Source organism: Desulfoplanes sp. (genome assembly GCF_054921335.1).
In genome coordinates, this window is sequence record NZ_JBUDSQ010000007.1 from 1 (window position 1) to 19,870 (window position 19,870).

The window sequence follows — 19,870 nt, forward strand, 5'->3', positions numbered from 1 at the left end:
ATCTCCGTGGTTTGGTTTTAGGTGTTACGTTTTAGGTTTTAAGTAAAAACATACGCATTTAAATTGATACAGCGGGCTGTTACCTAACACCTAACACATAAAACCTAAAACCGCCTTACACCTTCTTTGCCTTGAAAATATTAACCACCAGCCCCTTGTTCACGGGGAAGGCATCCAGTGCGAGCAGGGAAAACCCCGCTCGATCCAGCCAGGCCCTGACCTCATCTTCGGCAAACCCGAGCCAGCGGTCCCCATAGTCCGTGCGCATGGACTCATTGCCGTGGAGCATGAAATCCACAAGCAAGAAACCGCCACCCGGACGGAGAATGCGTGCGGCCTCGCCAATAGCGGCCTCCGGATTGACGATGTGGTGCAGAACCATGGACATGATCCCGAAATCAGTCTCCCCATCCCGGAGGGGAAGATGCTCCAGCTCCCCGATACGCAGACTGACCCCATCACCAGTGACAACACGCTGGTCGGCCAGTTCGAGCATCTTGGAAGAACAGTCCACGCCAATGACATTGTCCGCCTTCTGCCCAAGACCGGACAAGAGGCTCCCCGAACCGCACCCCAGATCGGCAATGGTCATACATTCCGGTATCCTTCCAAAAATCTCCCGGGCAATGTCCATCTCCCCGAAAACCTCGCTGCTCAACCGGTCCCAGGAGATGGCAATGGAGTCGAAAAAATGCCGGGTCTTGTTGATCCGATCGCGGACCACCTCTGCCGCCTGGACCAGATCACTGCCAAGCACATCTTCCTGCTCCATGAGCGGAAGCACGCAGCCCAAAAACGTCCCGGCCGGGCCTTCGGAGGCTGTCCGATAGAACATGCACAATCCGTCCCGGCGGGAGATGAGCAGTCCACAATCGCTCAGGATCTTCAGATGCCGGGAGATACGGGACTGCCCCATGCCCATGACGGCAACGAGTTCCCCCACGTTGAGTTCATAGTGGTGGAGCACATTGACCAAACGGGCCCTGGTGATATCCGCAAAGGCCTTGCAGCAGGCAAGAATATCCATAAATATCGAGTAGATGCTAAAAATTAAATATCAAGATATGCTGATATAGAGATAACCGAATATCTTTGGAACGGATCAGGGTCAAGAGAAATTGCACTGAACATGATAGTTGTCCATGTTAGGGGATAGGTCGCTTGCCGGTCTCCGGCGTCACTCATACCACCAGGCCCTGCAACGTCACCCCGATCGATACGGCCCACAGGATCACGGCACACCGTAGAGACGAGACATGCCCCGCCCTGACACAAAAAACGCCATCCCGGATCACACCCGGCATGGCGTTCAGACAACGGTAAACAACCGCTCCACAGGTTTTTTCACCCCCACCTCAAAAGCCGGCAGCGATCCCCCGGGCCTTTTCCAGGGCCCTGTCTCTGGACGCATCCCGCAGGCCGATGCCCCCGAGGGTTGGTTCCACGGCCACGCTGGCCACATCGGCTATACCCAGAAATCCGAGCATGAATTCGAGGTAGGCTGACTGAAAATTAAGGGCTTCACGCTCCGTACCTACCGGATAATCCCCGCCCCGCGCATAGGCCACAAACCCCTTTTTGTTCTTGAGAAGCCCCTCGTACCCCCGGGGACCGGCGCTGAAGGTGTAGGTGGGCTGGGCAACGACATCGATAAAATGTTTCAGGGGATAGGGCAGGGAAAAATTCCACATGGGCACGGCAAACACATACCGGTCCGCACTCTTGAAATCATCGATCACCCGCTCCACTTCCCGCCAACGGTCAAGCTGTTCGGAGGAGTGCTCGCGCCCATGCATGATGTTGTACTTCGCCCCGAGCATGCGGTCGTCCAACCGGGGAAGATCCATGGCAAAGAGATCCCTGGCCAATACCTCGGTCCCCGGCCTGAGCCGAAGACATTCCTCGACAAAAAAATCCGCCACATGCATTGAATGGGAACGGTTACCACGGGGTGATGCCTTGATATACATAATCTTTGTCATCATGTCCTCCTTGGCTGACTGTTGGCATGGTCGCACGATCATGTCCCCGTTCTCGGATCTATACGCTCAAAACCTCCTGGATACTGGCCACAAGGCTCTTCGATTGGAAGGGTTTTTCCAGGAAGGCCGCCGCTCCGAATCGATGGGGATCCCTGGCGATATCGTGCCCGAGATATCCGCTGGCGACAATATATCGTCCTGTTGGATTCAGCTCCTGCAATCGCTGTAGACAGCGTTCCCCGCCCATGCCCGGCATACCCAGATCGAGAAGCACGAGATCGATCTCGGCATGCCGCCTCTCAAAAATCCCGACCCCTTCCTCGCCGCTGGAGGCGGAGATGACACTGCTCCCCAGGGACTCGAGGACTTCCCTGGTCAGATCGGCGATCATCTCCTCGTCATCGATAACCAGTATCGTGGTCCCCTCCAGATCGGGCATCTCCCCGGCCGGAACCGTTGAACGTACCGGCTCATTGGCGCCATTCTCCTCCGGGGCCACAGGGAGATAAATCCTGAACGTTGTCCCCTGACCGGGGGCGGAATAACAGGATATATGCCCCCCATGCTCCTTGGCGATGGCGTACACCGTGGACAGTCCGAGGCCCGTTCCCTTGCCCACCGTTTTGGTGGTGAAAAAGGGGTCAAATATCTTGGCCCGAACATCAGCGGAGATACCGGGACCATTGTCGGAAAAGGAAAACTGGACATATTCACCGGGTGTCAAATCGAGATACTTGTCCGCATCATCCGGATGCAGATGGATCAAGCGGGTGGAAATGGTGATCTTGCCCTCACCGGCCAGGGCATCAAAGGCGTTGCTCGAAAGGTTTAAAATGATCTGTTCCATCTGTACCGCATCGGCCAGGACAGACGGAAGATCCGGCTCAAGCTGGATATCCATGGCGATCATCCGCGGGATGAGCCGTTCGCTCAGGGCCATGGCTTCGCGAATGGTATCGTTCAAACAGAGCCTGCGCTTGCTGCTCTCGACCCTGCGGCTGATGGTCAGGAGTCGTCGGACCAGATTGCTCGCCTTGAGCGTGGTCTGGTCAATGGCCTGGATATGCCGTTTGAGATTTTCGTCCCTGTTTTTCATCCCGAGCATCTGGACATTGCCCGAGATGATCTGGAGCAGGTTGTTAAAATCATGGGCGATCCCACCGGCGAATGTCCCGATGGTCTCCATACGCTGGGACTGCAGCAGTTGCTGTTCCAGCCGGTGCCTGTCCTCCTGGGCCTGGACACGTTTGGAGATGTCCCTCATGACAAAAACCAGGTAGCAGGTTTCTTCATATTTTATCCGTTGCAGACCAACCTCGACCGGAATGGTTTCTCCAGAGGCCGAGGACAACTCCCCGGTCACTTCCGCAAAACGGACTCCTTGGGGTCTGCCCATCTTCCGGGCCATGTCCATGACTCTCGAAGAGAAGACCCGGTCAATGGCCAACCCAATGAGTTCCTTGCGCCGATAGCCCAAGGTCTTGTAGGCCGTTCGGTTGCAGTCGACGATCCGGTCATCCCCACAATCGGCCATGATCAAAATGTCATGGCTCCGGTTGAGGATCATGTTGAACCGTTCCAACTCACGGATCTTCGTCTGTAGCTCCGGATAATAGGACTTGCGCGTGGACCGCTCCCCAAGCCCCATGAGCTTTTCAAGATCGTTCGACATATTAGTCATGGCCCTCCAAAGCCGCCTGAAAAATAGCGGTCATCCCATCGAGACTGGTTTCCTTGGGATTGGTCAATGCACAGGCATCCTGGACGGCCTTGGCCGCCAATTCCGGAATATCCTTGGGACTGACACCTATCTCTTTGAGGCAGGAACACACCCCGAGATCGGCCTTGAGCTTCCTGATGGAACGTACGACCGCGTCTTTCTGCTCCGCTGCGGGGCGGTCGGGACGCACTCCTTCGGCACCCATGGCCGCTGCAAGTTCAACATAGCGCCCGGGGAGAACGTCGAAATTGTAGTCGACCACATAGTCGAGGAGGACGGCGTTGCATAGCCCATGCGGGAGATCGAGAAACCCGCCCAAACTATGGGCCATGGCGTGGACATTGCCCAAAATGGCATTGGAAAAGGCCAGGCCGGCGAAAAGACTCCCCAGCATGACCTCGCCGCGGGCCTCGATATCCTCGGGGTGGTCCCGAGCGATACCCAGGAACCCAACCACCCGTTTGACCGCCTCGAGGGCATGAACATCGGTCACCGGCGACCTGGCCTTGGACGTATAGGCCTCAAAGGCATGGGTCAGGGCATCCAATCCGGTGTGCACGGTCAGATCCCTGTCCATGGTCACGGTCAGATCGGGATCGAGCAGGGAGACATCGGGAACGAGCAGCTTGCTGACAATGGCGATCTTGACCCTGCGGGTGCTGTCGTTAATGATCGCGAATTGGGACACATCCGCGGCACTGCCCGATGTCGTGGGGATACAGATCAGGGGAGGACCGGGTTGCGGGATCTTGTCCACTCCCTCGAATCCGGTGATAGGCTGGTTGTTGGCACTGGCGATAGCGATCCCTTTGGCACAGTCCATGACACTCCCGCCCCCGATGGCCACCAGCAGATCACAATTGGACGCGTCATAGGCCGTGGTCCCTTCCATGACTTCAAGGGCCCGGGGATTGGGGCTGATCCCAAAAAATTCATCATGCCCCAATTTACTCCGGTCAAGGGAGTCGATGACCCCCGCATACCAGGCTTGCTCCCGGACCACACTGTCGGTAACGACAAAAACCCTGTTCGCCCCATGGTTCAGGGCATACTGTCCCACAAGTCCGGAAGCCCCCTGTCCAAAAACGAATTCCGGGGCCACGAACTTGCGCATGGCCAGATTGAGTCTATGTGTCATTCCTACCTCCTTCGAGGGTTCGATTATGTATCCAGTATCCTTTTTGGCCCAGTTCTCCCAACGACACCGGTGGAGCTACCGGACGGGAAGCCGGCCGGTAGCATTGGGGGGAGCAAGGATTCATCTACCGGGTCCGCGTTCCAGAAAATAGCACAACGCACGGTTTTCTTCCTCCAGCTATTCGGGCAATCCCCCCAGGGATTTATTGAGCAACCGCAATGCTGCGATGTATCATGGTCTTCGATCCCGCCTGGAGTGCACTCATACTGTGATGTGTAGCACTTGACCTACACAAGAATCAAGGACAATGTCCCTTTTCCATCGGCGGGACCATACCACCGCCGACAAAAAAATCCGGTCCGCTTCCAAACCGGACCCACAACGTTCCCCATGGCACCCAAAGGCACCACAGGGTGCATCCGCCAGGGCCCACATCTTTGAACAACCACAGGAATACAAGGAACTGCAGCATGGACCAGACGAACGGCTCAAAAACCTACGCCCAGAGCGTTGCCTCAGATATCTTTACCATGATCAACGCCTCCAGAGAACAGGGACTCGACCTGGACGCGGGATTCCAAAACCAACCGATCTCAACCCCGACAATGGCCATCCGCTATCTTTTTTTCCCAAAAAAGGAACTGCTGGACATGGGGTGGTTTCCCAAAGAACTCACGCAGCGCTTCAAGCAATCAAACATACTCTCCATTGTCGAGCAAAACGGCAAGGCGGTCTCCGTGGGCCTGCTGTGCTCACTGAACCGCCCGTTTTCCGCCATTGGATCTGCCGAGGAGATCGAAACCAACCTCCTCCCCAAGGAACTCGACAAATTCGCCGACGCCGTTCGGAGGGTCCTGACCAAGGATTTCAAGGAAGCATCCGGAGCAAACGCCCCCACGCAATAACCCCCAAGGCCCCGGAAAAACCGGGGCCTTGGGAAAAAACAACTATCCACCACGACAACCCGGCATGAGGCCGTGCCTAGTTCCGTGAACGCCGGGCCTCTGCCCGGCGATGCGTTTACGGACTGCCAGCTATTACTTTTAGACTGAATTTTGCTACTTGCCGATGCCATCCGTCTCCCGTTGCCTGTCTCCCGTCCCCAGCCTTGTGTCCCCGCCCGTCAGATTGCCAATCTGTTGGATATACAAAATAGCAACAATAAAAACCCGAAAACCATCGTCCTCATCAAACAGATTTTCTCACGTTCTCGAGCATAGCCTCCCTATTTGGCAATGACTACAAGGGGATCAAACAAGGAGAGCTCGCTGCCTTTCTGTTGGAAACCGGGAATAGGTAACCTTCATCTGCCGATGAGAATAACGGCAGCCCCCATGGTTGGCCAAATCATGACGAGTTCCTTCTTGACTTAATCTCCCCTTCTTTTTTAGACAAATCGGCTTGTAAAATTTGAACGACATTCCGCGTCATCTTCTGTAACCGATCCAAAACCAACCCGTTGTCATCTATAGGCTTTCCCTATTTCATGATCGTGACGGACACGGGAACTTCCCATGCAAACACCAAAAACAGCCCTGGTCACGGGCGCGTCCAAGGGCATCGGCAAAGCCATTGCCCTGTGTCTTGCGAGCAAGGGGTTCGATATCTGGCTCAATTATCGGAGCGACCATCAAGGTGCTCGGGACATCGAAAAATCGATCCAGGATGCCGGACGCTCGTGTACCCTTCTTCCCTTTGACGTATCCGACCAAAAGGCCTGTAGCGAGGCCCTTGCCCCCCTGCTCGAACACACCGTTCCCTATGCGGTCATCAACAATGCCGGATATGCTGCCGACAATCTCATGGTGTGGATGAAAAATGAGGATTGGCAAAAGGTCCTGGCCGTTCACCTCAATGGTTTTTTCAACGTCACCCATACCGTTCTTCCCCGTATGCTGCGCAAACGCCGGGGACGTATTGTCAATATAGCCTCCACCTCCGGAGAGACCGGTGTGGCCGGGCAGGTCAATTATTCGGCTGCCAAGGCGGGACTCATCGGGGCGACCCGGTCCCTGGCCGTGGAAATCGCCAAGCGCGACATCCTGGTCAATGCGGTGGCTCCCGGGTTCATCGATACCGGCATGATCGACGGTCTTCCCCTGGATACAATCACCCCCCAGATCCCCATGGGGCGCGTGGGGACTCCCGACGAAGTGGCCGGTGTGGTGGCCTTTCTCTGCTCTCCCGAGGCGTCCTACATCACGGGGCAGGTTTTTGCCGTCAACGGAGGCATCCATACCTGATGAACAAGGTCGCCATTACCGGAATCGGTATCATCTCAAGCATCGGCAATGACGTCGACACGGTTTCCCAGGCCCTCTGCCGGGGCAGGTCCGGTGTAGTGGTCGATCCGGAACGTACCTCCCTTGGCTTTGCCTCATCCTTAACGGGGCAGATACACGGATTTGACGAAAAAAAATGGCTCAATCGGAAGCAGCGCAAGACCATGCCCGATTTTGCCATGTGGACCTATGCCGCCGCCATGGAGGCCATCGAGATCTCCGGACTCTCCCTGGACGATCTTAGGAACGACCGGACAGGGATCATTATCGGCAATGACTCGAGCTCAATGGCGGCCATCGACCAGGTCAACCGTTTGCAGGAACGGGGTGAAACCGCGCTCATCGGCAGCGGACATGTGTTCCGCTCCATGACTTCCTGCGTGAGCATGAATCTGGGCACCCTGCTCAAAGCCCAGGGAGCCTGCTGGACCCTCAGTTCGGCCTGCTCCAGCGGTGCCCATGCCGTGGGACAGGCCGCGGATCTCATTGCCATGGGTCGACAGGACAGGATGGTCTGCGGCGGAGCCCAGGAAATCAATTGGCAGTCCATGTGCAGTTTCGACGGCTTGAACGCTTTTTCCACCCGCACCGAAAATCCGGCCACAGCGAGTCGGCCTTTTGATGCGGACCGCGACGGCCTCATCCCCAGCGGCGGGGCGGCCATCGCCATGTTGGAAAACTATGATATGGCGGTCAGACGGGGAGCTAAAATCCTCGGCACGGTCGCCGGATACGGCTTTTCATCCGATGGCGCGAATCTTTCCGTGCCCAGTCGCGGCGGGCTTGCCCGGTCCATGCGCGCGGCCCTGGACACCGCGGATCTCCCCCCTTCGGATATCGATTATATCTGCGCCCACGCCACCTCGACCCCTGCCGGGGATGATGTGGAGGCCCACAATATCCTGGATGTCTTCGGGAATGACGGCCCCCTGGTCTCATCCACGAAATCAATGACCGGGCATGAACTATGGATGTCCGGTGCCTCCGAGGTCGTGTACACGACCATCATGGCCAGGGACGGATTCGTCGCCCCGAACATCAATTTCAAGACACCAGACACGGCCTCCGTGCATCTGAACATCCTTACCGAAACCGTGCACCGATCCCCGCGCAACGTCCTGTGCAACGCGGCCGGATTCGGCGGCACCAACGCCTCACTGGTACTAAGGTTCTAGGCATGCGCTATGATTTTGTCCTCATAGGGGCGGGCATTTCCGGCATGAGTGCATCGCTCATTCTGGCCCGGCACGGGTACCGGGTCGCTCTGGTGGAATCATTCCCCAAACCGGCGCCCACGCTGCGCGGATTCATGCGAGAAGGGGTGTTCTTCGATACCGGTCTGCATTACCTGGGAAGTTACGGTGAACACGAGATCCTGGATACCTATTTCAACTATCTGGGAATCAAGGATATCGACCGAGTACCCTACGACAACCAGGGATTCGACCGTCTGCGGTTCGCCGATACGGGCCGCACTTTCGACCTCCCCTTTGGGTACGAACGTCTCCGGACCTATCTGACCGAATGTTTTCCCAAAGAGGCTGCCGGTATAGCCTCCTATCTGGATGCGGTCCGCGAAGATTTTGCCTCTTCCCCGTTTCTGAATCCGGAACATTCCTTTTCTCTGGAATCGCTGACGTCCATCCCCAGCGACAGATCCCTTGCCGAAGTTCTGGATCCGCTGACAACCGATCCACTCCTTGGGGCCATCCTGTCCATGCACTCCCTGCTGTACGGGGTATCCCCACAGGAAACACCCTTTTCCAACCACGCAAAAATCGTGGGGTCCTACTATCAATCCGTCCACGGAATCCGGGGCGGAGGAATCACCCTGGTCCGTGGTTTTGAAAAAGCTCTGAAAAAAGCCGGTGTCGAACTCATGTGCGGCAATGGGGCACGAGAGATCATTCTCTCTCCCGCCGGGGATATCCAGGCGGTCCGATTGGAACGGGGTGGAGTCCTGGAAACTTCGCAAATCATCTGCACGGCCCACCCCAAGATGCTCCTGGATCTCGTTCCTCCAGACGTCTTCCGCCCCATTTACAGACGACGGCTGGCAACCCTCGAGGACACCCCCTCGGCATGCATGCTCTTCGGCATTGCCGACCAGCCCATCGGCTCTCTTGAACATCGGAATATGTTCGCCTGCCACGACACGGATGTTCCCTCGTTTTTCGATACGCACCGTCGTCCCGAACAAGGGCCTTTTTATATCGCCTCCTCAACGCCGTCCGATCCGGCCGGGCCACGGGGAGTCGTGGCCATCGCACCCGGCAGCATGCAGGACTTTGCGCCCTGGAAGGATTCTCGTACCGGAAAACGGCCCCCAGGCTACAGGGACCGGAAGAAACGCTGTCTGGATGCCATGTGGGAGGAACTCGTAACCCTGTGCCCGGAGTTGTCCGGAATCCGCATTGTGGACGGAGCCACGCCCCTGACGGTCCGCGATTACACCCATTCGCCCACGGGCAGCCTGTATGGAGCGCGCCACTCCATCCACCAATTCAACCCGGTGCCCGCAACCCGGCTCCAGGGTCTTTTACTGGCAGGACAATCCATTGTGGCCCCGGGCATTCTCGGAGCCATCATCTCCGCATTTCTCACCTGCGGTTTCATTGTCGGCCACAACACCCTCAGAGAGGAACTCATCGCATGCGCCTAAAAAGGGTCGTCATCACCGGGATGGGAGGCGTCTCGCCGTTCGGCAAGGGTCTCGGCACCATGTTCGCCGCGCTGGAAGCAGGAAAAAGCGGTATCTCTGCGTGTACCGAACTTGAGGATATCGGCGGCCTGGGTCCCAGGATCGCCGGGCACGTACAAGGCGTGGACCCCAAGGAAGTCCCCCGCAAGTACCGTCGTTCCATGTCCCGCATGTCCATCCACGCACTGCTTGCCGCATGGGAGGCTCTGGGGCGGGGGAATGTTGATGGACCAACGGTCACCGGAGGTCGGCTCGGCATCGCCCTTGGTTCCACGGTGGGAAGCGTGGACACCATGGAGTCGTTCTTCAAGGAATATCTCGGCACCAAAAGCATCGAACGGATCAAATCCATGCTTTTCTTCCGCATCATGGGGCATTCCTGCGCAGCCAATGTGGCACAAACCCTCGGCATCACAGGCAGAACCCTGGCTCCTTCCGCCGCATGCTCGACCGGATGCCAGGCAGTGGGTCTCGGCTATGAAACCATAGCCCTTGGCCGGCAGGATCTCATGCTCTGCGGGGGGGCGGATGAATTCCATCCCCTGGCCATCGGCACCTTCGATATCATGTACGCGGCCTCCACGGGCTATAACGAGACGCCCGAAAAAACCCCGCGCCCCTTTGACAGGGACCGGGACGGCATTGTCTGTTCGGAAGGCGCGGGTATATTGCTCCTGGAATCCCTTGATTCGGCCCTGGCGCGGAACGCCCCTATTCTGGCGGAAATCGTCGGGTTCGCGACCTCGTCCGACAGTTCGAGCATCGTCAATCCCGAGCCGGCCCCCCTGGCCGCGTGCATGCGCGCGTCCCTTGAGCAGGGCGGTCTTGCAACCGGTGACGTGGATTATGTCAACGCCCATGCAACAGGCACGGTTCGGGGCGACGGGGCAGAAATCCGGGCCATCCATGAAGTCTTCGGTCCATCCATCCCCGTATCAAGCCTCAAGGGACATCTGGGACACACCATGGCTGCCAGCGGAAGCCTGGAGCTTGCGGCCTGTGTACACATGCTCCGAACGGGGATGCTCATTCCCACCCTCAATCTGGACCATCCCTCACCCGAATGCACCGGTGTCCATCTTCTGCAGAAGATGGAACCATGCGATGCAAGGGTCATACTGAAAAACAATTTTGCCCTGGGCGGGGTCAACTGCACGATCGCCTTAAGGAGATACTCGCATGACTAACAAAGAACTCATCCAACGCACCAACGCGGCCCTTGCCGAAGAATTCGAACTGGACCCTTCCCTGATGACTCCGGAAGCATCCTTCAAGGAGGATCTCGGGTTGGACAGTCTCGATGCCGTGGACATGGTCATCGTTCTGGAGCAGGAATTCGGCATCAAGATCGGCAAGGACCCTCAAATCGCCCAGATAGCCACCATGGCCGATCTGTATACCTTCATCACCACAAAACGCGACGAACTGACCGCGGCCTGAGGGTCCGCTTGTAGGAACAATGACCGCGCCGCCATCCTTTTCCCGAACCGTGGGCAACCTTGCCATGAACCTCCTTTTTTACACGGGATTCATCCTGCTCACGGGGTTGACGATTGTTTGCTCGCCGCCCGTGTACATCATCCTGCGCCTGGGCGGGAGACATGATCCCGGCCAGGCGGTTCGCCGCATCATCTGGTTCTACGGCAAAGGCTGGGTCCGACTGGTCTCGCTTTTCGTCCCGTTCCAGATTACCCATGGGCCAGGGGAGCCCCTGCCTGGAACATGCATTGTCGTTGCCAACCATCTCTCGTTTTTCGATGCGTTCTGTCTGGGTATCCTGCCCATGTACAATCTCGTGTTCGCCGTCCGTTCATGGCCCTTCAGGATCCCTTTTTACGGCCCGTACATGCACACGGCAAAATATCTGAATACCGAGCGGATGTGTTACGAAGAGTTTCTCAGCCAGGCGCGGGAACGTCTGGAAAACGACATGACCCTGATCATTTTTCCCGAAGGCACCCGGAGCGCATCCGGGCAGATGGGTCGTTTCCATTCCGGGGCCTTCAAGCTGGCCATAGCTACGGGATTCCCGATCTTACCGGTGTGCATCACGGGAACCGGCAGGTTTCTGCCCAAGGGAAAGTTCAGAGTACGGCGCCACTCCATAGGTGTGCATATGCTCCCCCTTGTGCATCCCGAAAACTTCGACCAACATGATCCCTTGGCCCATCTCAAGATGGGACGACAGGTCAAAAGCATGATCGCCGGCCAGACCATGCTTGCACCACGCACGCAGCAAACGTCTCAATAACCCGACACACCCCCAACCCAAGGAGAATGCCCCATGCTTTCTGCACAACGGATCGGCCTGACCATCTCACTTGTTGCCCTTGTTGCCCTGTTCTGCCTGAGCGGTTGTCGGACAGCACCCGTCTATAATATTGTCGATGCCCCGGTTCTGGAAACGGGCGCACACCCCATTGAAGCACCCCAGGTGAAGAAAGCCATCATGGTAGCCGGCACCTCCCTTGGCTGGACGATGACGCCGACAACACCCGGCCATATCGTGGGCACATTACTTCTTCGCTCCCACAAGGCGGTCGTGGACATCGTCTATTCGGCCCAGGATTACAGCATCATGTACAAGAACAGCTACAATCTCAAATATGACGGCACCAAGATCCACAAAAACTACAACGGCTGGATCCAGAATCTCGACCGGGCCATCAGAACAGAGATGCTCAAGGAAAACTAAATCAAAACAGTCTCACCACATTGGATGTCTATCGAACCACTGATTTTAAAGACGATCCGTAGGGGCGGACACACAGGTCCGTCCCTACAATTTGATTGCCCTACAGTGAAACTGCAATCCGTTCAGAAAACGGTGCTGTCCAAACGGGCTTTGGTGTAAAATAATCACAGTCCTTGGATATCGGCATGGCCTCTCTCCGAGCCCCATGCGAGTTCCGGACGATTGTTCCACCGGCCATACAGCCTTCAGGAAAAATACCCTATGACTCTCCCGCCCCTTCCGGCTCCAGCGGACCAATTTCTCCCCCACCAGCCTCCCATGGTCTATATCGACACCCTTATTGCGGCCGAGGGCGATGAGGGGGTCTGTGGAACGACCCTCGCTCCCGGGCACATGCTTCTGGATGGAGCCGGTCGCATGGAACGTGCCGGGTTTGTCGAATTGGGGGCCCAAACCTTTGCCGCCCACAAGGGGTATGAGTTCACCCGCCGGGGGCTCCCCTTTCCCATCGGATATCTCGTGGGCATCCAGGGGTTTGAATGCCGGGAAGATGCCCGCGAGGGAGACAGGCTGACCATCGCCACCACCTGCCTGGGCACATTTGAAGGGTTTGGGGTTGTCCAGGCGGTCATTTCTCGGAATTCGACCGTTCTGGCACGGGGCAAAATCAAGCTGTACGTTCCGCCTACCGAAAACATGGATGATGCTCCGGAGCGCCCATGAAATCCCGTTCGATCCTTTTTGCTCTCATTGTCTGCACCCTCGTTGTCCCGTCCCTGGTTTGCGCTCAGGCCCCCGATCTGGAAAAAGTCCTCGAGGAGGTAGAGGCCAAATCGTCACGCGTCACCACCATTTCGTGCGATTTCGTGCAGGAAAAACGGTTGGCCATGTTCGAAAACCTCATTGTCTCCAAAGGCCACTTCACCTTCAAGGCCAAGGATAAATTGCGGTGGGAATACACATCTCCCTTTACAGAGGGGTTTGCCCTGGACGGCGACACCGGGGTCCGGTGGAGCGATGCTGGAGCTGACCGAAACCCCTTTGTGCTCCGTGACGATCCCATCATGCACGGGGTGGCCACCCAGCTCATGGCCTGGGCCTCCTTTGATCAGGAGTGGCTGCGCGATCGATTCGACATCCGGCTTGTGGCCATGCAGCCGTTGCAATTACGCCTGTCCCCCAAAAACAACACGGCCAAACATTTCATGGACGATATCGTGATCGAATTTTCCGAGACCCGCGATTCGGTCCACCGGATTGAGTTGCATGAAAAAGGTGGCGATTTCACCCGCATCACCTTTGTGAACACCGTACTCAACCAGCCCATATCCAACGCCATTTTCAGGTAACCATCCATTCATGTTCGAGATCATCGGCCGCATGTACACGGCTCTCACACCGAAAAAAAACCTTCTCCTTGCCCTGACCCTACTCGCGATCCTCGCCTGCGGATTCCGCGTTGCAGGTCTCGTGGTCCGGGAAGATATCCGGACCATGCTTCCCGACGGCAAGACCCGGGTCGTTGCGGATTTCGAACTGCTGCAAAACGCCCCTTTTACCCGGCGGATGACCATTACGGTGAGCCATCCCGGCGGGAATCCCGCCAAGGCCGCAAAAAACCTGGCCAAGGCACTTCAGGGACCGGTTTTTCCCCGGGTGGTCTGCGGTCCGGGAACGGGTCTCTCCCCCCAGTCCCTGGCCGGGTTCATCCGCGCCGCCCCGGCCCTGCTGACGGAAAAGGACCTGACGGAGCTTGAAGACATACGCACTCCCGCCCATATCCATGACTCTCTTAAAACCATGTTCAGGGTCCTTGTCTCCCCCAGCGGCATGGCCTTTAAACAGATTTTCTCCTTGGATCCCATCGGCATACGCAACCTGGTACTCCCCAAGCTGGCGGCATCCGGCAGACTCTTCAACGTCCGCGTGGAAAACGGCGTGTTCGTCAGCAACGACGGCAAACACGCCCTGGTCATTGCCGAAACCGAAATCCCCATGACCGACTCCCTTGGCGCGGCAAAAGTCATGGCCACGTACCGCAAGGCATGCCGCGGCCTCCCGCCTGGAGCCACAACCATCCTCGCATCCGGACACCGCCATACCCTGGCCAATGCCCAAACCATCAAAAAGGATCTGCGGATCATCCTGCCGGTCTCCCTGGCACTGCTCGCCGTGCTTTTTGCCTGCTCCATGCGTTCCCGGGAAGGCCTCTTCGTGTTTCTGGTGCCGGTTGCGGTCATCTGTGTTTCCGGCGTTGTCACCTCCATGCTGTACGGCGGTATCTCCGGGATCGTCCTCGGCTTTGGGGCGGTACTGCTGGGAATATCCGTTGATTTTGCCGTCCATGTCTTCCACGCCCTGCGGCAACCGGACCAGTCCCCCGGACAGGTTTTGACCGAGGTGGCGCGGCCGGTCATCTTTGGCGCCCTGACCTCATGCGTGGCCTTTGCCTCCCTGTTTGTCTCGGACATCCCGGGCATCCGCCAGCTCGCCGTGTTCTCCATAACAGGCATTGGGGTCTCCCTGTTTCTTTCCCTTGTGGTCCTGCCGCATGTCATCACTCCCGCGTCCCGGTCCGGAAAACGGTCCCGCCCCCTCGCCCATGGGCCCACGGGGAAAGCGTGGAAAATCCTGGCTGTCTGGGCACTGATCCTCACAATCGGCATCTGGGCGGCAGTACACACACGGATCAATGGCGATCTCCGGGAACTGGGGTATGTGCCTGGAGCAGTCAAAGCCGAGGAAGATGCCACGCGCGATATATGGGGAGGCATGCGGGACACCGCCATGGTCTTTGCCATGGGCAGGACCCGGGAACAGGCACTGGAATCCAATGACAGGGTCTGGGAACATATGCGCGCCAAGGATATGGCTACGCAGAGCATATCCATCGCCCCCATTCTTCCCTCGAAAAAGACACAGACCGAGAATATCACGGGGTGGAACGGTTTCTGGAAACCCCGCGCATCGACCACCCTTGCATCCGTGGACAACGCGAGCCGCGCCATGGGGTTTGCACCCACGGCCTTTGAGAGATTCGCAGCGTTCATCAAGACGCCTCCGGAAAACATCACCGAGCAGACCCTGCGTACACTGGGCCTATCGGGCATCCTGGACATGCTCATGGTTCACACCAAGACCGGATTCGCCGTACTCACCCTGCTCCCGGACACACCACGGGCAAGTTCGCTTTTTCCTCCCCGGATCGAAGATGGCCTGAATGCCCGGTTCGTATCTGCCGGACGGTTCAGGAACATGCTCGGCCGGGCCATGACAACGGATGTGCTTTGTTCCGGAACGACCGCCTTTGTAGCCATTGCACTCTTCACGGTACTTCTGTTCCGCAACCTGTACCAGACGGGCCTGGCCCTTCTTCCCGTTGCCGGGGGAGTGACGGCCGTGCTGACGATCATGCATCTTGCCGGACAGAGCCTGAACCTCTTCCACATCGTTGCCATCCCCCTGGTCATGGGGCTGGGGGCGGATTACGGCATTTTCATGGTCTGCAGAAAGCATGCGAGCTTGCACCATGGCACCCTCAAGGCCGTGCTGTTCTCGGCACTGAGCACCCTGGCCGGTTTTGGGGCACTCACCCTGGCCCGGCATCCTGCGCTTTTTTCCATGGGTCTGACGGTGCTCACCGGGATCTCCACGGCCTTGATCATGGCCCTCTGCGTCATCCCCCTACTCCAGGGAGGCAGGCGATGATCAGATGTGTTCTGCCCCTGCTGCTGGTGCTGACATTGGCCTGCGCGCCCAGGACCCCGAGCGGGGTCGGATCAACCAAGCCTCCGTCTCCCGAAGCACGCAGACTGGTCCTTGCAAACCGTCTCCCCCCAACGCCCGTCGTCATGCGGCACCTGGTCCGGCTGCGTATTCCGGACCGGGATTTGGACATGAACATACGGGGGATGATGCGCCTCGACCCCGTGGCACGGGAAGCACGGGTCGTGGGCATGGGCGGGTTCGGGCTGAAGCTGTTCGACCTGACGGTCTTTCCGGAGAGCATAACCACGCATTTCCTCCACCCGAGTCTGTGCCGTATCCGCCACGTGGACGAACATATCGCATTCTGCATCCGGCGGATCTGGCTCGGTTACGACCCCACCGGAAAGGATACGGTCGAGGAAAACGCCGGGGCCGTATCCCTGCAGGGGATACATAACGGGGTTCATCTCATTCACAATTTTTCCGGGGACATATTGACGGCGACCACCGCCCGGGGACCACATGAATCATGGCGAATCCTCTTTGGCACAAGAGAGCCGCCAACCGGCATGCCCCAGACGATCACGTTCCAGAATGCTGCTGCCGACTATTCCCTTTCCATCCGACTTGTGGACACCTATCCGGGAGGATGACCGTGAGCCATCTTATGAACGAAGTGCGAGCCTGTGCCACGGCTCCACAGCAATCCACCGATACGGACACTCGGGAAATGTCCTTTGTTTTCCCCCCCTCTTTTTCCGGGTTCAACGGCCATTTCCCGGACCGGCCCATTCTTCCGGCCATGGTCCAGATCATGGCCGGCATCCTCACGGCGGGGAACGGTTCTCCCATGAAACTGCTCCGGATGGGGCGGACCAAATTCATGCGGATCGTCCAACCGGGTGAAACCATGACCGCCGTTGCCCGTATCAGCCTGCAGGACGACACGGTCCGGGCCGATGTGCGATTGAGCATCGGTGACGAACCCTGCGCGTCCTTTCCCCTGTTTCTGGAACCCCCGGAGTCCGCTCTATGAGACATCCCTATTTCAAGACAGCCCCGGACGATCCGGCTCCGCTGACCCTCACTGTGGAACGCCGCATCCGGTTCGAGGAAGTCGATCCCCTGGGCATCGTCTGGCACGGTCGCTATCCCAGTTATTTCGAGGATGCCAGGACCGCTCTCGGGGACACGTACGGGATCGGCTATCTGGATTTCAACGATCAGGGGATTGTCACCCCCATCAAACGGATGCAGGTGGATTACGAACTGCCCCTGGAATTCGGCGAAACATGCTCCATCACTGCCGTCCTGTATTGGACCCGGGCGGCGCGCATGAACTTCGGGTTTGAAATCCGCAACCAGGAGGGCAAGGTGACCACAACGGGATGCAGCGTACAGTTGTTTCTGGACCTCGAGGGGTGTCTGCTCATGGCCCCACCTGATTTCTATGCCGATTTCTGTCGCCAATGGGCCCGGGGAAAGGTCTGATATGTCCATTCCATGTCCCCCCAGCCAGGATTCCCGAAAGCCCCGGTGCAATCCGGGAGAATCCCTCCGGTCCCGCATTCTGGTTGTCATACCCGTGTACAACCATGCAGGTACATTGCAGGAGGTCGTCACCCGAACCAGAGCGGTCCACGACCATGTTCTGGTGGTGGATGACGGGAGCACCGATCTGAGTCAAGACCGGCTTGAAGAACTGGGGGTGCCCTCCGTCTGCCACGCAAAAAATCAGGGAAAGGGAGCTGCCATCAGAACAGGAGCTGAAACGGCTCGACACATGGGCATGACCCATATCATCACCATCGATGCCGACGGGCAGCATGATCCGGCCGACATTCCTCTGTTCATTGCGGCCATTGCAAAAGATGTAAACGCCATCATTGTGGGAGCACGCGACTTCAGCGGTTCCAATATTCCCCAATCCTCACGGTTCGGACGACACTTTTCCAATTTTTGGCTCCGGGTCCAGACCGGAGCCGTTATTTCGGATGTCCAAAGCGGATTCCGCGCCTATCCGGTCACCATTTTCAACCATCTCTCCCTCACGGAGAACCACTACAGTTTCGAGGTGGAAGTCCTGGTCAAAGCAGCCTGGGCCGGGTTTCGGCTGGAAGAAGTGGATGTCGCCGTGTTTTATCCGAAAAAAGAACAACGCATTTCCCATTTCAAGGCCTTCAAGGACAACGTGCGCATCTCCCTGCTCAATACGCGGTTGACCATACGCTCCATCCTGCCCATACCGCACACGACCTTTGATACCGGATCGGCGGGCGCGCCAACGCCCATCCATCCCATCCGCTCGTTGCAACGTCTGCTGGCCGACGATGCAACCCCGCGCGATCTGGCCCTTGCCTGCGCACTGGGCGTATTCCTGGGAACCCTGCCCCTTGTGGCCATGCACAGCATCGCCATTCTGCTGGCTGCAGGATGGCTCAGGCTGAACAAATTTGCGGCCTTGGCCGCCAGTCAGGTCTGCATCCCGCCCATTGTTCCGGCCTTGTGTATCGAGGCGGGATTTTTCATGCGGCATGGACGGTTTCTCACGGAGATATCCTTGCAAACCCTGGGGTATGAAGCGTTCCAAAGATTGTACGAATGGATTCTCGGCTCCCTGGTCCTTGCGCCCCTGTTTGCGGTGGCCACCCTCGTCATTGTTTATGTCCTCTCAAGAATCCTGGCCCACGGGATAAAACATGCCGCACGCAATGCGGCCCGGTGACGAGGCCGCCATGACGAATCCACAAAGATGGTCCAGCAAAAGCGTGGGCTCCCGGCTGCAGCACCATATTTTTTACGGACTCATCAGGATCGGAGGGCGCAACGCTGCCTATGGCCTGCTGGTTTTCGTGGTTCTCTGGTATACCATCCGTCCTGATATCCGAGCCCGGTCGGGTCCGTATATTGCCCGCCGTTTTCCCGGGGCACGCGGCTGGAAAAAAATCTATCATTGCTTCCGCCTGCAATGGGAACTGGGCAAGAGTCTTGTGGACCGGGCCGTTGCGGGGATCATGGACCAATTCGAGATGGCCCCGTCTCCCGAGGATGTCGCGACCCTCGCACGGCTGCACGCCCGGGACCGGGGGATCATCCTCTTGTCCGGCCACATAGGATGCTGGCAGATGGCAACGGCCGGTCTCGACACCCTCGATTCCCGCATCCACATCCTTCTGCACCGGGAACAAGGAGACGTGGACCGCCATTTCCATGATTACCGGGGGCATGCTCAGCGCACCACTACCATCGATCCCCACGGATATCTGGGAGGAACTCTTGAGATGACGGCCCTGCTCAAACGGGGTGAAATACTCTGCACCATGGGAGACCGCATGCTCGGTACGGACAAGAATACCGTTCGAGTAAATTTTCTTGGCGACCCCATCCGCGTCCCTGTCAGCCCGTACCGTCTGGCCTCGGCAACAGGGGCCTCCGTCGTGGTCACCTTTTCCCTGCGTACAGGCCCAGGCAGGGCTCGACAGGTCATCACCAAGGTCATGCAGGTCCCCACGGGACTGGGGCCCTCGTCCCGGGCATACCAAGAATACGCCCAGTCCTTTGCACACGAACTGGAAACAATCTGTCGCAACCACCCCTATCAATTCTTCAACTTCTACGACATGTGGAACATCGAGAGCACCTGA

20 protein-coding genes are annotated in these 19,870 nt (G+C 57.7%); 16 read left to right on the forward strand and 4 right to left on the reverse strand.

What is annotated here, in order from left to right:
* Window positions 1–115: 115 nt before the first annotated feature.
* From ACY692_RS02750 to ACY692_RS02765, 4 genes are all read right to left on the reverse strand, one after another.
* A complete protein-coding gene (locus ACY692_RS02750) occupies window positions 116–1,027 on the reverse strand; it encodes an ArsR/SmtB family transcription factor (RefSeq protein ID WP_462323803.1) in 912 nt (303 codons plus the stop codon).
* A 328-nt stretch (window positions 1,028–1,355) separates the two neighbouring features.
* Window positions 1,356–1,985, reverse strand: a complete 630-nt coding sequence (locus ACY692_RS02755) for an FMN-dependent NADH-azoreductase (protein ID WP_462323804.1) — start codon at window positions 1,983–1,985, stop codon at window positions 1,356–1,358.
* Window positions 1,986–2,040: 55 nt separating this feature from the next.
* Entirely contained in the window at window positions 2,041–3,663 is a 1,623-nt protein-coding gene (locus ACY692_RS02760; RefSeq protein WP_462323805.1) for a hybrid sensor histidine kinase/response regulator, read from the reverse strand.
* On the reverse strand, window positions 3,656–4,840 hold the full coding sequence (locus ACY692_RS02765) for an iron-containing alcohol dehydrogenase (protein WP_462323806.1): 1,185 nt from the start codon (window positions 4,838–4,840) through the stop codon (window positions 3,656–3,658). Before ACY692_RS02765 ends, ACY692_RS02760 begins: the two co-directional genes overlap by 8 nt.
* A 470-nt stretch (window positions 4,841–5,310) precedes the next feature.
* Between ACY692_RS02765 and ACY692_RS02770 the strand changes: the two genes are divergently transcribed.
* From ACY692_RS02770 to ACY692_RS02845, 16 genes are all read left to right on the forward strand, one after another.
* A complete protein-coding gene (locus ACY692_RS02770) occupies window positions 5,311–5,745 on the forward strand; it encodes a hypothetical protein (RefSeq protein ID WP_462323807.1) in 435 nt (144 codons plus the stop codon).
* Between the two features lie 609 nt (window positions 5,746–6,354).
* Complete coding sequence (gene fabG, locus ACY692_RS02775; protein ID WP_462323808.1) at window positions 6,355–7,083, forward strand: 3-oxoacyl-ACP reductase FabG; 729 nt, start codon at window positions 6,355–6,357, stop codon at window positions 7,081–7,083.
* On the forward strand, window positions 7,083–8,297 hold the full coding sequence (locus tag ACY692_RS02780) for a beta-ketoacyl-[acyl-carrier-protein] synthase family protein (protein WP_462323809.1): 1,215 nt from the start codon (window positions 7,083–7,085) through the stop codon (window positions 8,295–8,297). Before fabG ends, ACY692_RS02780 begins: the two co-directional genes overlap by 1 nt.
* A gap of 2 nt (window positions 8,298–8,299) precedes the next feature.
* The gene (locus ACY692_RS02785; protein ID WP_462323810.1) at window positions 8,300–9,784 is read left to right on the forward strand and encodes a phytoene desaturase family protein; all 1,485 of its coding nucleotides are present in this window, start codon (window positions 8,300–8,302) and stop codon (window positions 9,782–9,784) included.
* Window positions 9,775–11,010 (forward strand): beta-ketoacyl-[acyl-carrier-protein] synthase family protein, encoded by a 1,236-nt coding sequence (locus ACY692_RS02790; RefSeq protein WP_462323811.1) that lies wholly within the window; start codon window positions 9,775–9,777, stop codon window positions 11,008–11,010. Before ACY692_RS02785 ends, ACY692_RS02790 begins: the two co-directional genes overlap by 10 nt.
* Window positions 11,003–11,263: an acyl carrier protein gene (locus ACY692_RS02795; protein WP_462323812.1), complete on the forward strand. Its 261-nt coding sequence runs from the start codon at window positions 11,003–11,005 to the stop codon at window positions 11,261–11,263. The genes ACY692_RS02790 and ACY692_RS02795 overlap by 8 nt, the downstream gene beginning before the upstream one ends.
* Window positions 11,264–11,282: 19 nt before the next feature.
* Entirely contained in the window at window positions 11,283–12,074 is a 792-nt protein-coding gene (locus tag ACY692_RS02800) for a lysophospholipid acyltransferase family protein (protein WP_462323813.1), read from the forward strand.
* Between the two features lie 33 nt (window positions 12,075–12,107).
* Window positions 12,108–12,518 (forward strand): hypothetical protein, encoded by a 411-nt coding sequence (locus ACY692_RS02805; RefSeq protein ID WP_462323814.1) that lies wholly within the window; start codon window positions 12,108–12,110, stop codon window positions 12,516–12,518.
* Between the two features lie 261 nt (window positions 12,519–12,779).
* Window positions 12,780–13,241, forward strand: a complete 462-nt coding sequence (locus tag ACY692_RS02810) for an ApeP family dehydratase (RefSeq protein ID WP_462323815.1) — start codon at window positions 12,780–12,782, stop codon at window positions 13,239–13,241.
* Window positions 13,238–13,867, forward strand: a complete 630-nt coding sequence (locus ACY692_RS02815; RefSeq protein WP_462323816.1) for a LolA family protein — start codon at window positions 13,238–13,240, stop codon at window positions 13,865–13,867. The genes ACY692_RS02810 and ACY692_RS02815 overlap by 4 nt, the downstream gene beginning before the upstream one ends.
* A gap of 10 nt (window positions 13,868–13,877) precedes the next feature.
* Entirely contained in the window at window positions 13,878–16,226 is a 2,349-nt protein-coding gene (locus ACY692_RS02820; RefSeq protein WP_462323817.1) for an MMPL family transporter, read from the forward strand.
* Complete coding sequence (locus tag ACY692_RS02825) at window positions 16,223–16,879, forward strand: hypothetical protein (protein WP_462323818.1); 657 nt, start codon at window positions 16,223–16,225, stop codon at window positions 16,877–16,879. Before ACY692_RS02820 ends, ACY692_RS02825 begins: the two co-directional genes overlap by 4 nt.
* A gap of 14 nt (window positions 16,880–16,893) precedes the next feature.
* Entirely contained in the window at window positions 16,894–17,262 is a 369-nt protein-coding gene (locus ACY692_RS02830; RefSeq protein ID WP_462323819.1) for a hypothetical protein, read from the forward strand.
* The gene (locus ACY692_RS02835; RefSeq protein WP_462323820.1) at window positions 17,259–17,717 is read left to right on the forward strand and encodes an acyl-CoA thioesterase; all 459 of its coding nucleotides are present in this window, start codon (window positions 17,259–17,261) and stop codon (window positions 17,715–17,717) included. Before ACY692_RS02830 ends, ACY692_RS02835 begins: the two co-directional genes overlap by 4 nt.
* A 1-nt stretch (window position 17,718) precedes the next feature.
* The gene (locus ACY692_RS02840; protein ID WP_462323821.1) at window positions 17,719–18,951 is read left to right on the forward strand and encodes a DUF2062 domain-containing protein; all 1,233 of its coding nucleotides are present in this window, start codon (window positions 17,719–17,721) and stop codon (window positions 18,949–18,951) included.
* Window positions 18,926–19,870: an LpxL/LpxP family acyltransferase gene (locus ACY692_RS02845; RefSeq protein ID WP_462323822.1), complete on the forward strand. Its 945-nt coding sequence runs from the start codon at window positions 18,926–18,928 to the stop codon at window positions 19,868–19,870. The genes ACY692_RS02840 and ACY692_RS02845 overlap by 26 nt, the downstream gene beginning before the upstream one ends.

Bases quoted from the DNA above. Each gene is read 5' to 3' on its own strand.
- ACY692_RS02750 (WP_462323803.1), bottom strand. From the start codon at position 1,027: ATGGATATTCTTGCCTGCTGCAAGGCCTTTGCGGATATCACCAGGGCC.
- ACY692_RS02755 (WP_462323804.1), bottom strand. From the start codon at position 1,985: ATGATGACAAAGATTATGTATATCAAGGCATCACCCCGTGGTAACCGT.
- ACY692_RS02760 (WP_462323805.1), bottom strand. From the start codon at position 3,663: ATGACTAATATGTCGAACGATCTTGAAAAGCTCATGGGGCTTGGGGAG.
- ACY692_RS02765 (WP_462323806.1), bottom strand. From the start codon at position 4,840: ATGACACATAGACTCAATCTGGCCATGCGCAAGTTCGTGGCCCCGGAA.
- ACY692_RS02770 (WP_462323807.1), top strand. From the start codon at position 5,311: ATGGACCAGACGAACGGCTCAAAAACCTACGCCCAGAGCGTTGCCTCA.
- fabG (WP_462323808.1), top strand. From the start codon at position 6,355: ATGCAAACACCAAAAACAGCCCTGGTCACGGGCGCGTCCAAGGGCATC.
- ACY692_RS02780 (WP_462323809.1), top strand. From the start codon at position 7,083: ATGAACAAGGTCGCCATTACCGGAATCGGTATCATCTCAAGCATCGGC.
- ACY692_RS02785 (WP_462323810.1), top strand. From the start codon at position 8,300: ATGCGCTATGATTTTGTCCTCATAGGGGCGGGCATTTCCGGCATGAGT.
- ACY692_RS02790 (WP_462323811.1), top strand. From the start codon at position 9,775: ATGCGCCTAAAAAGGGTCGTCATCACCGGGATGGGAGGCGTCTCGCCG.
- ACY692_RS02795 (WP_462323812.1), top strand. From the start codon at position 11,003: ATGACTAACAAAGAACTCATCCAACGCACCAACGCGGCCCTTGCCGAA.
- ACY692_RS02800 (WP_462323813.1), top strand. From the start codon at position 11,283: ATGACCGCGCCGCCATCCTTTTCCCGAACCGTGGGCAACCTTGCCATG.
- ACY692_RS02805 (WP_462323814.1), top strand. From the start codon at position 12,108: ATGCTTTCTGCACAACGGATCGGCCTGACCATCTCACTTGTTGCCCTT.
- ACY692_RS02810 (WP_462323815.1), top strand. From the start codon at position 12,780: ATGACTCTCCCGCCCCTTCCGGCTCCAGCGGACCAATTTCTCCCCCAC.
- ACY692_RS02815 (WP_462323816.1), top strand. From the start codon at position 13,238: ATGAAATCCCGTTCGATCCTTTTTGCTCTCATTGTCTGCACCCTCGTT.
- ACY692_RS02820 (WP_462323817.1), top strand. From the start codon at position 13,878: ATGTTCGAGATCATCGGCCGCATGTACACGGCTCTCACACCGAAAAAA.
- ACY692_RS02825 (WP_462323818.1), top strand. From the start codon at position 16,223: ATGATCAGATGTGTTCTGCCCCTGCTGCTGGTGCTGACATTGGCCTGC.
- ACY692_RS02830 (WP_462323819.1), top strand. From the start codon at position 16,894: ATGAACGAAGTGCGAGCCTGTGCCACGGCTCCACAGCAATCCACCGAT.
- ACY692_RS02835 (WP_462323820.1), top strand. From the start codon at position 17,259: ATGAGACATCCCTATTTCAAGACAGCCCCGGACGATCCGGCTCCGCTG.
- ACY692_RS02840 (WP_462323821.1), top strand. From the start codon at position 17,719: ATGTCCATTCCATGTCCCCCCAGCCAGGATTCCCGAAAGCCCCGGTGC.
- ACY692_RS02845 (WP_462323822.1), top strand. From the start codon at position 18,926: ATGCCGCACGCAATGCGGCCCGGTGACGAGGCCGCCATGACGAATCCA.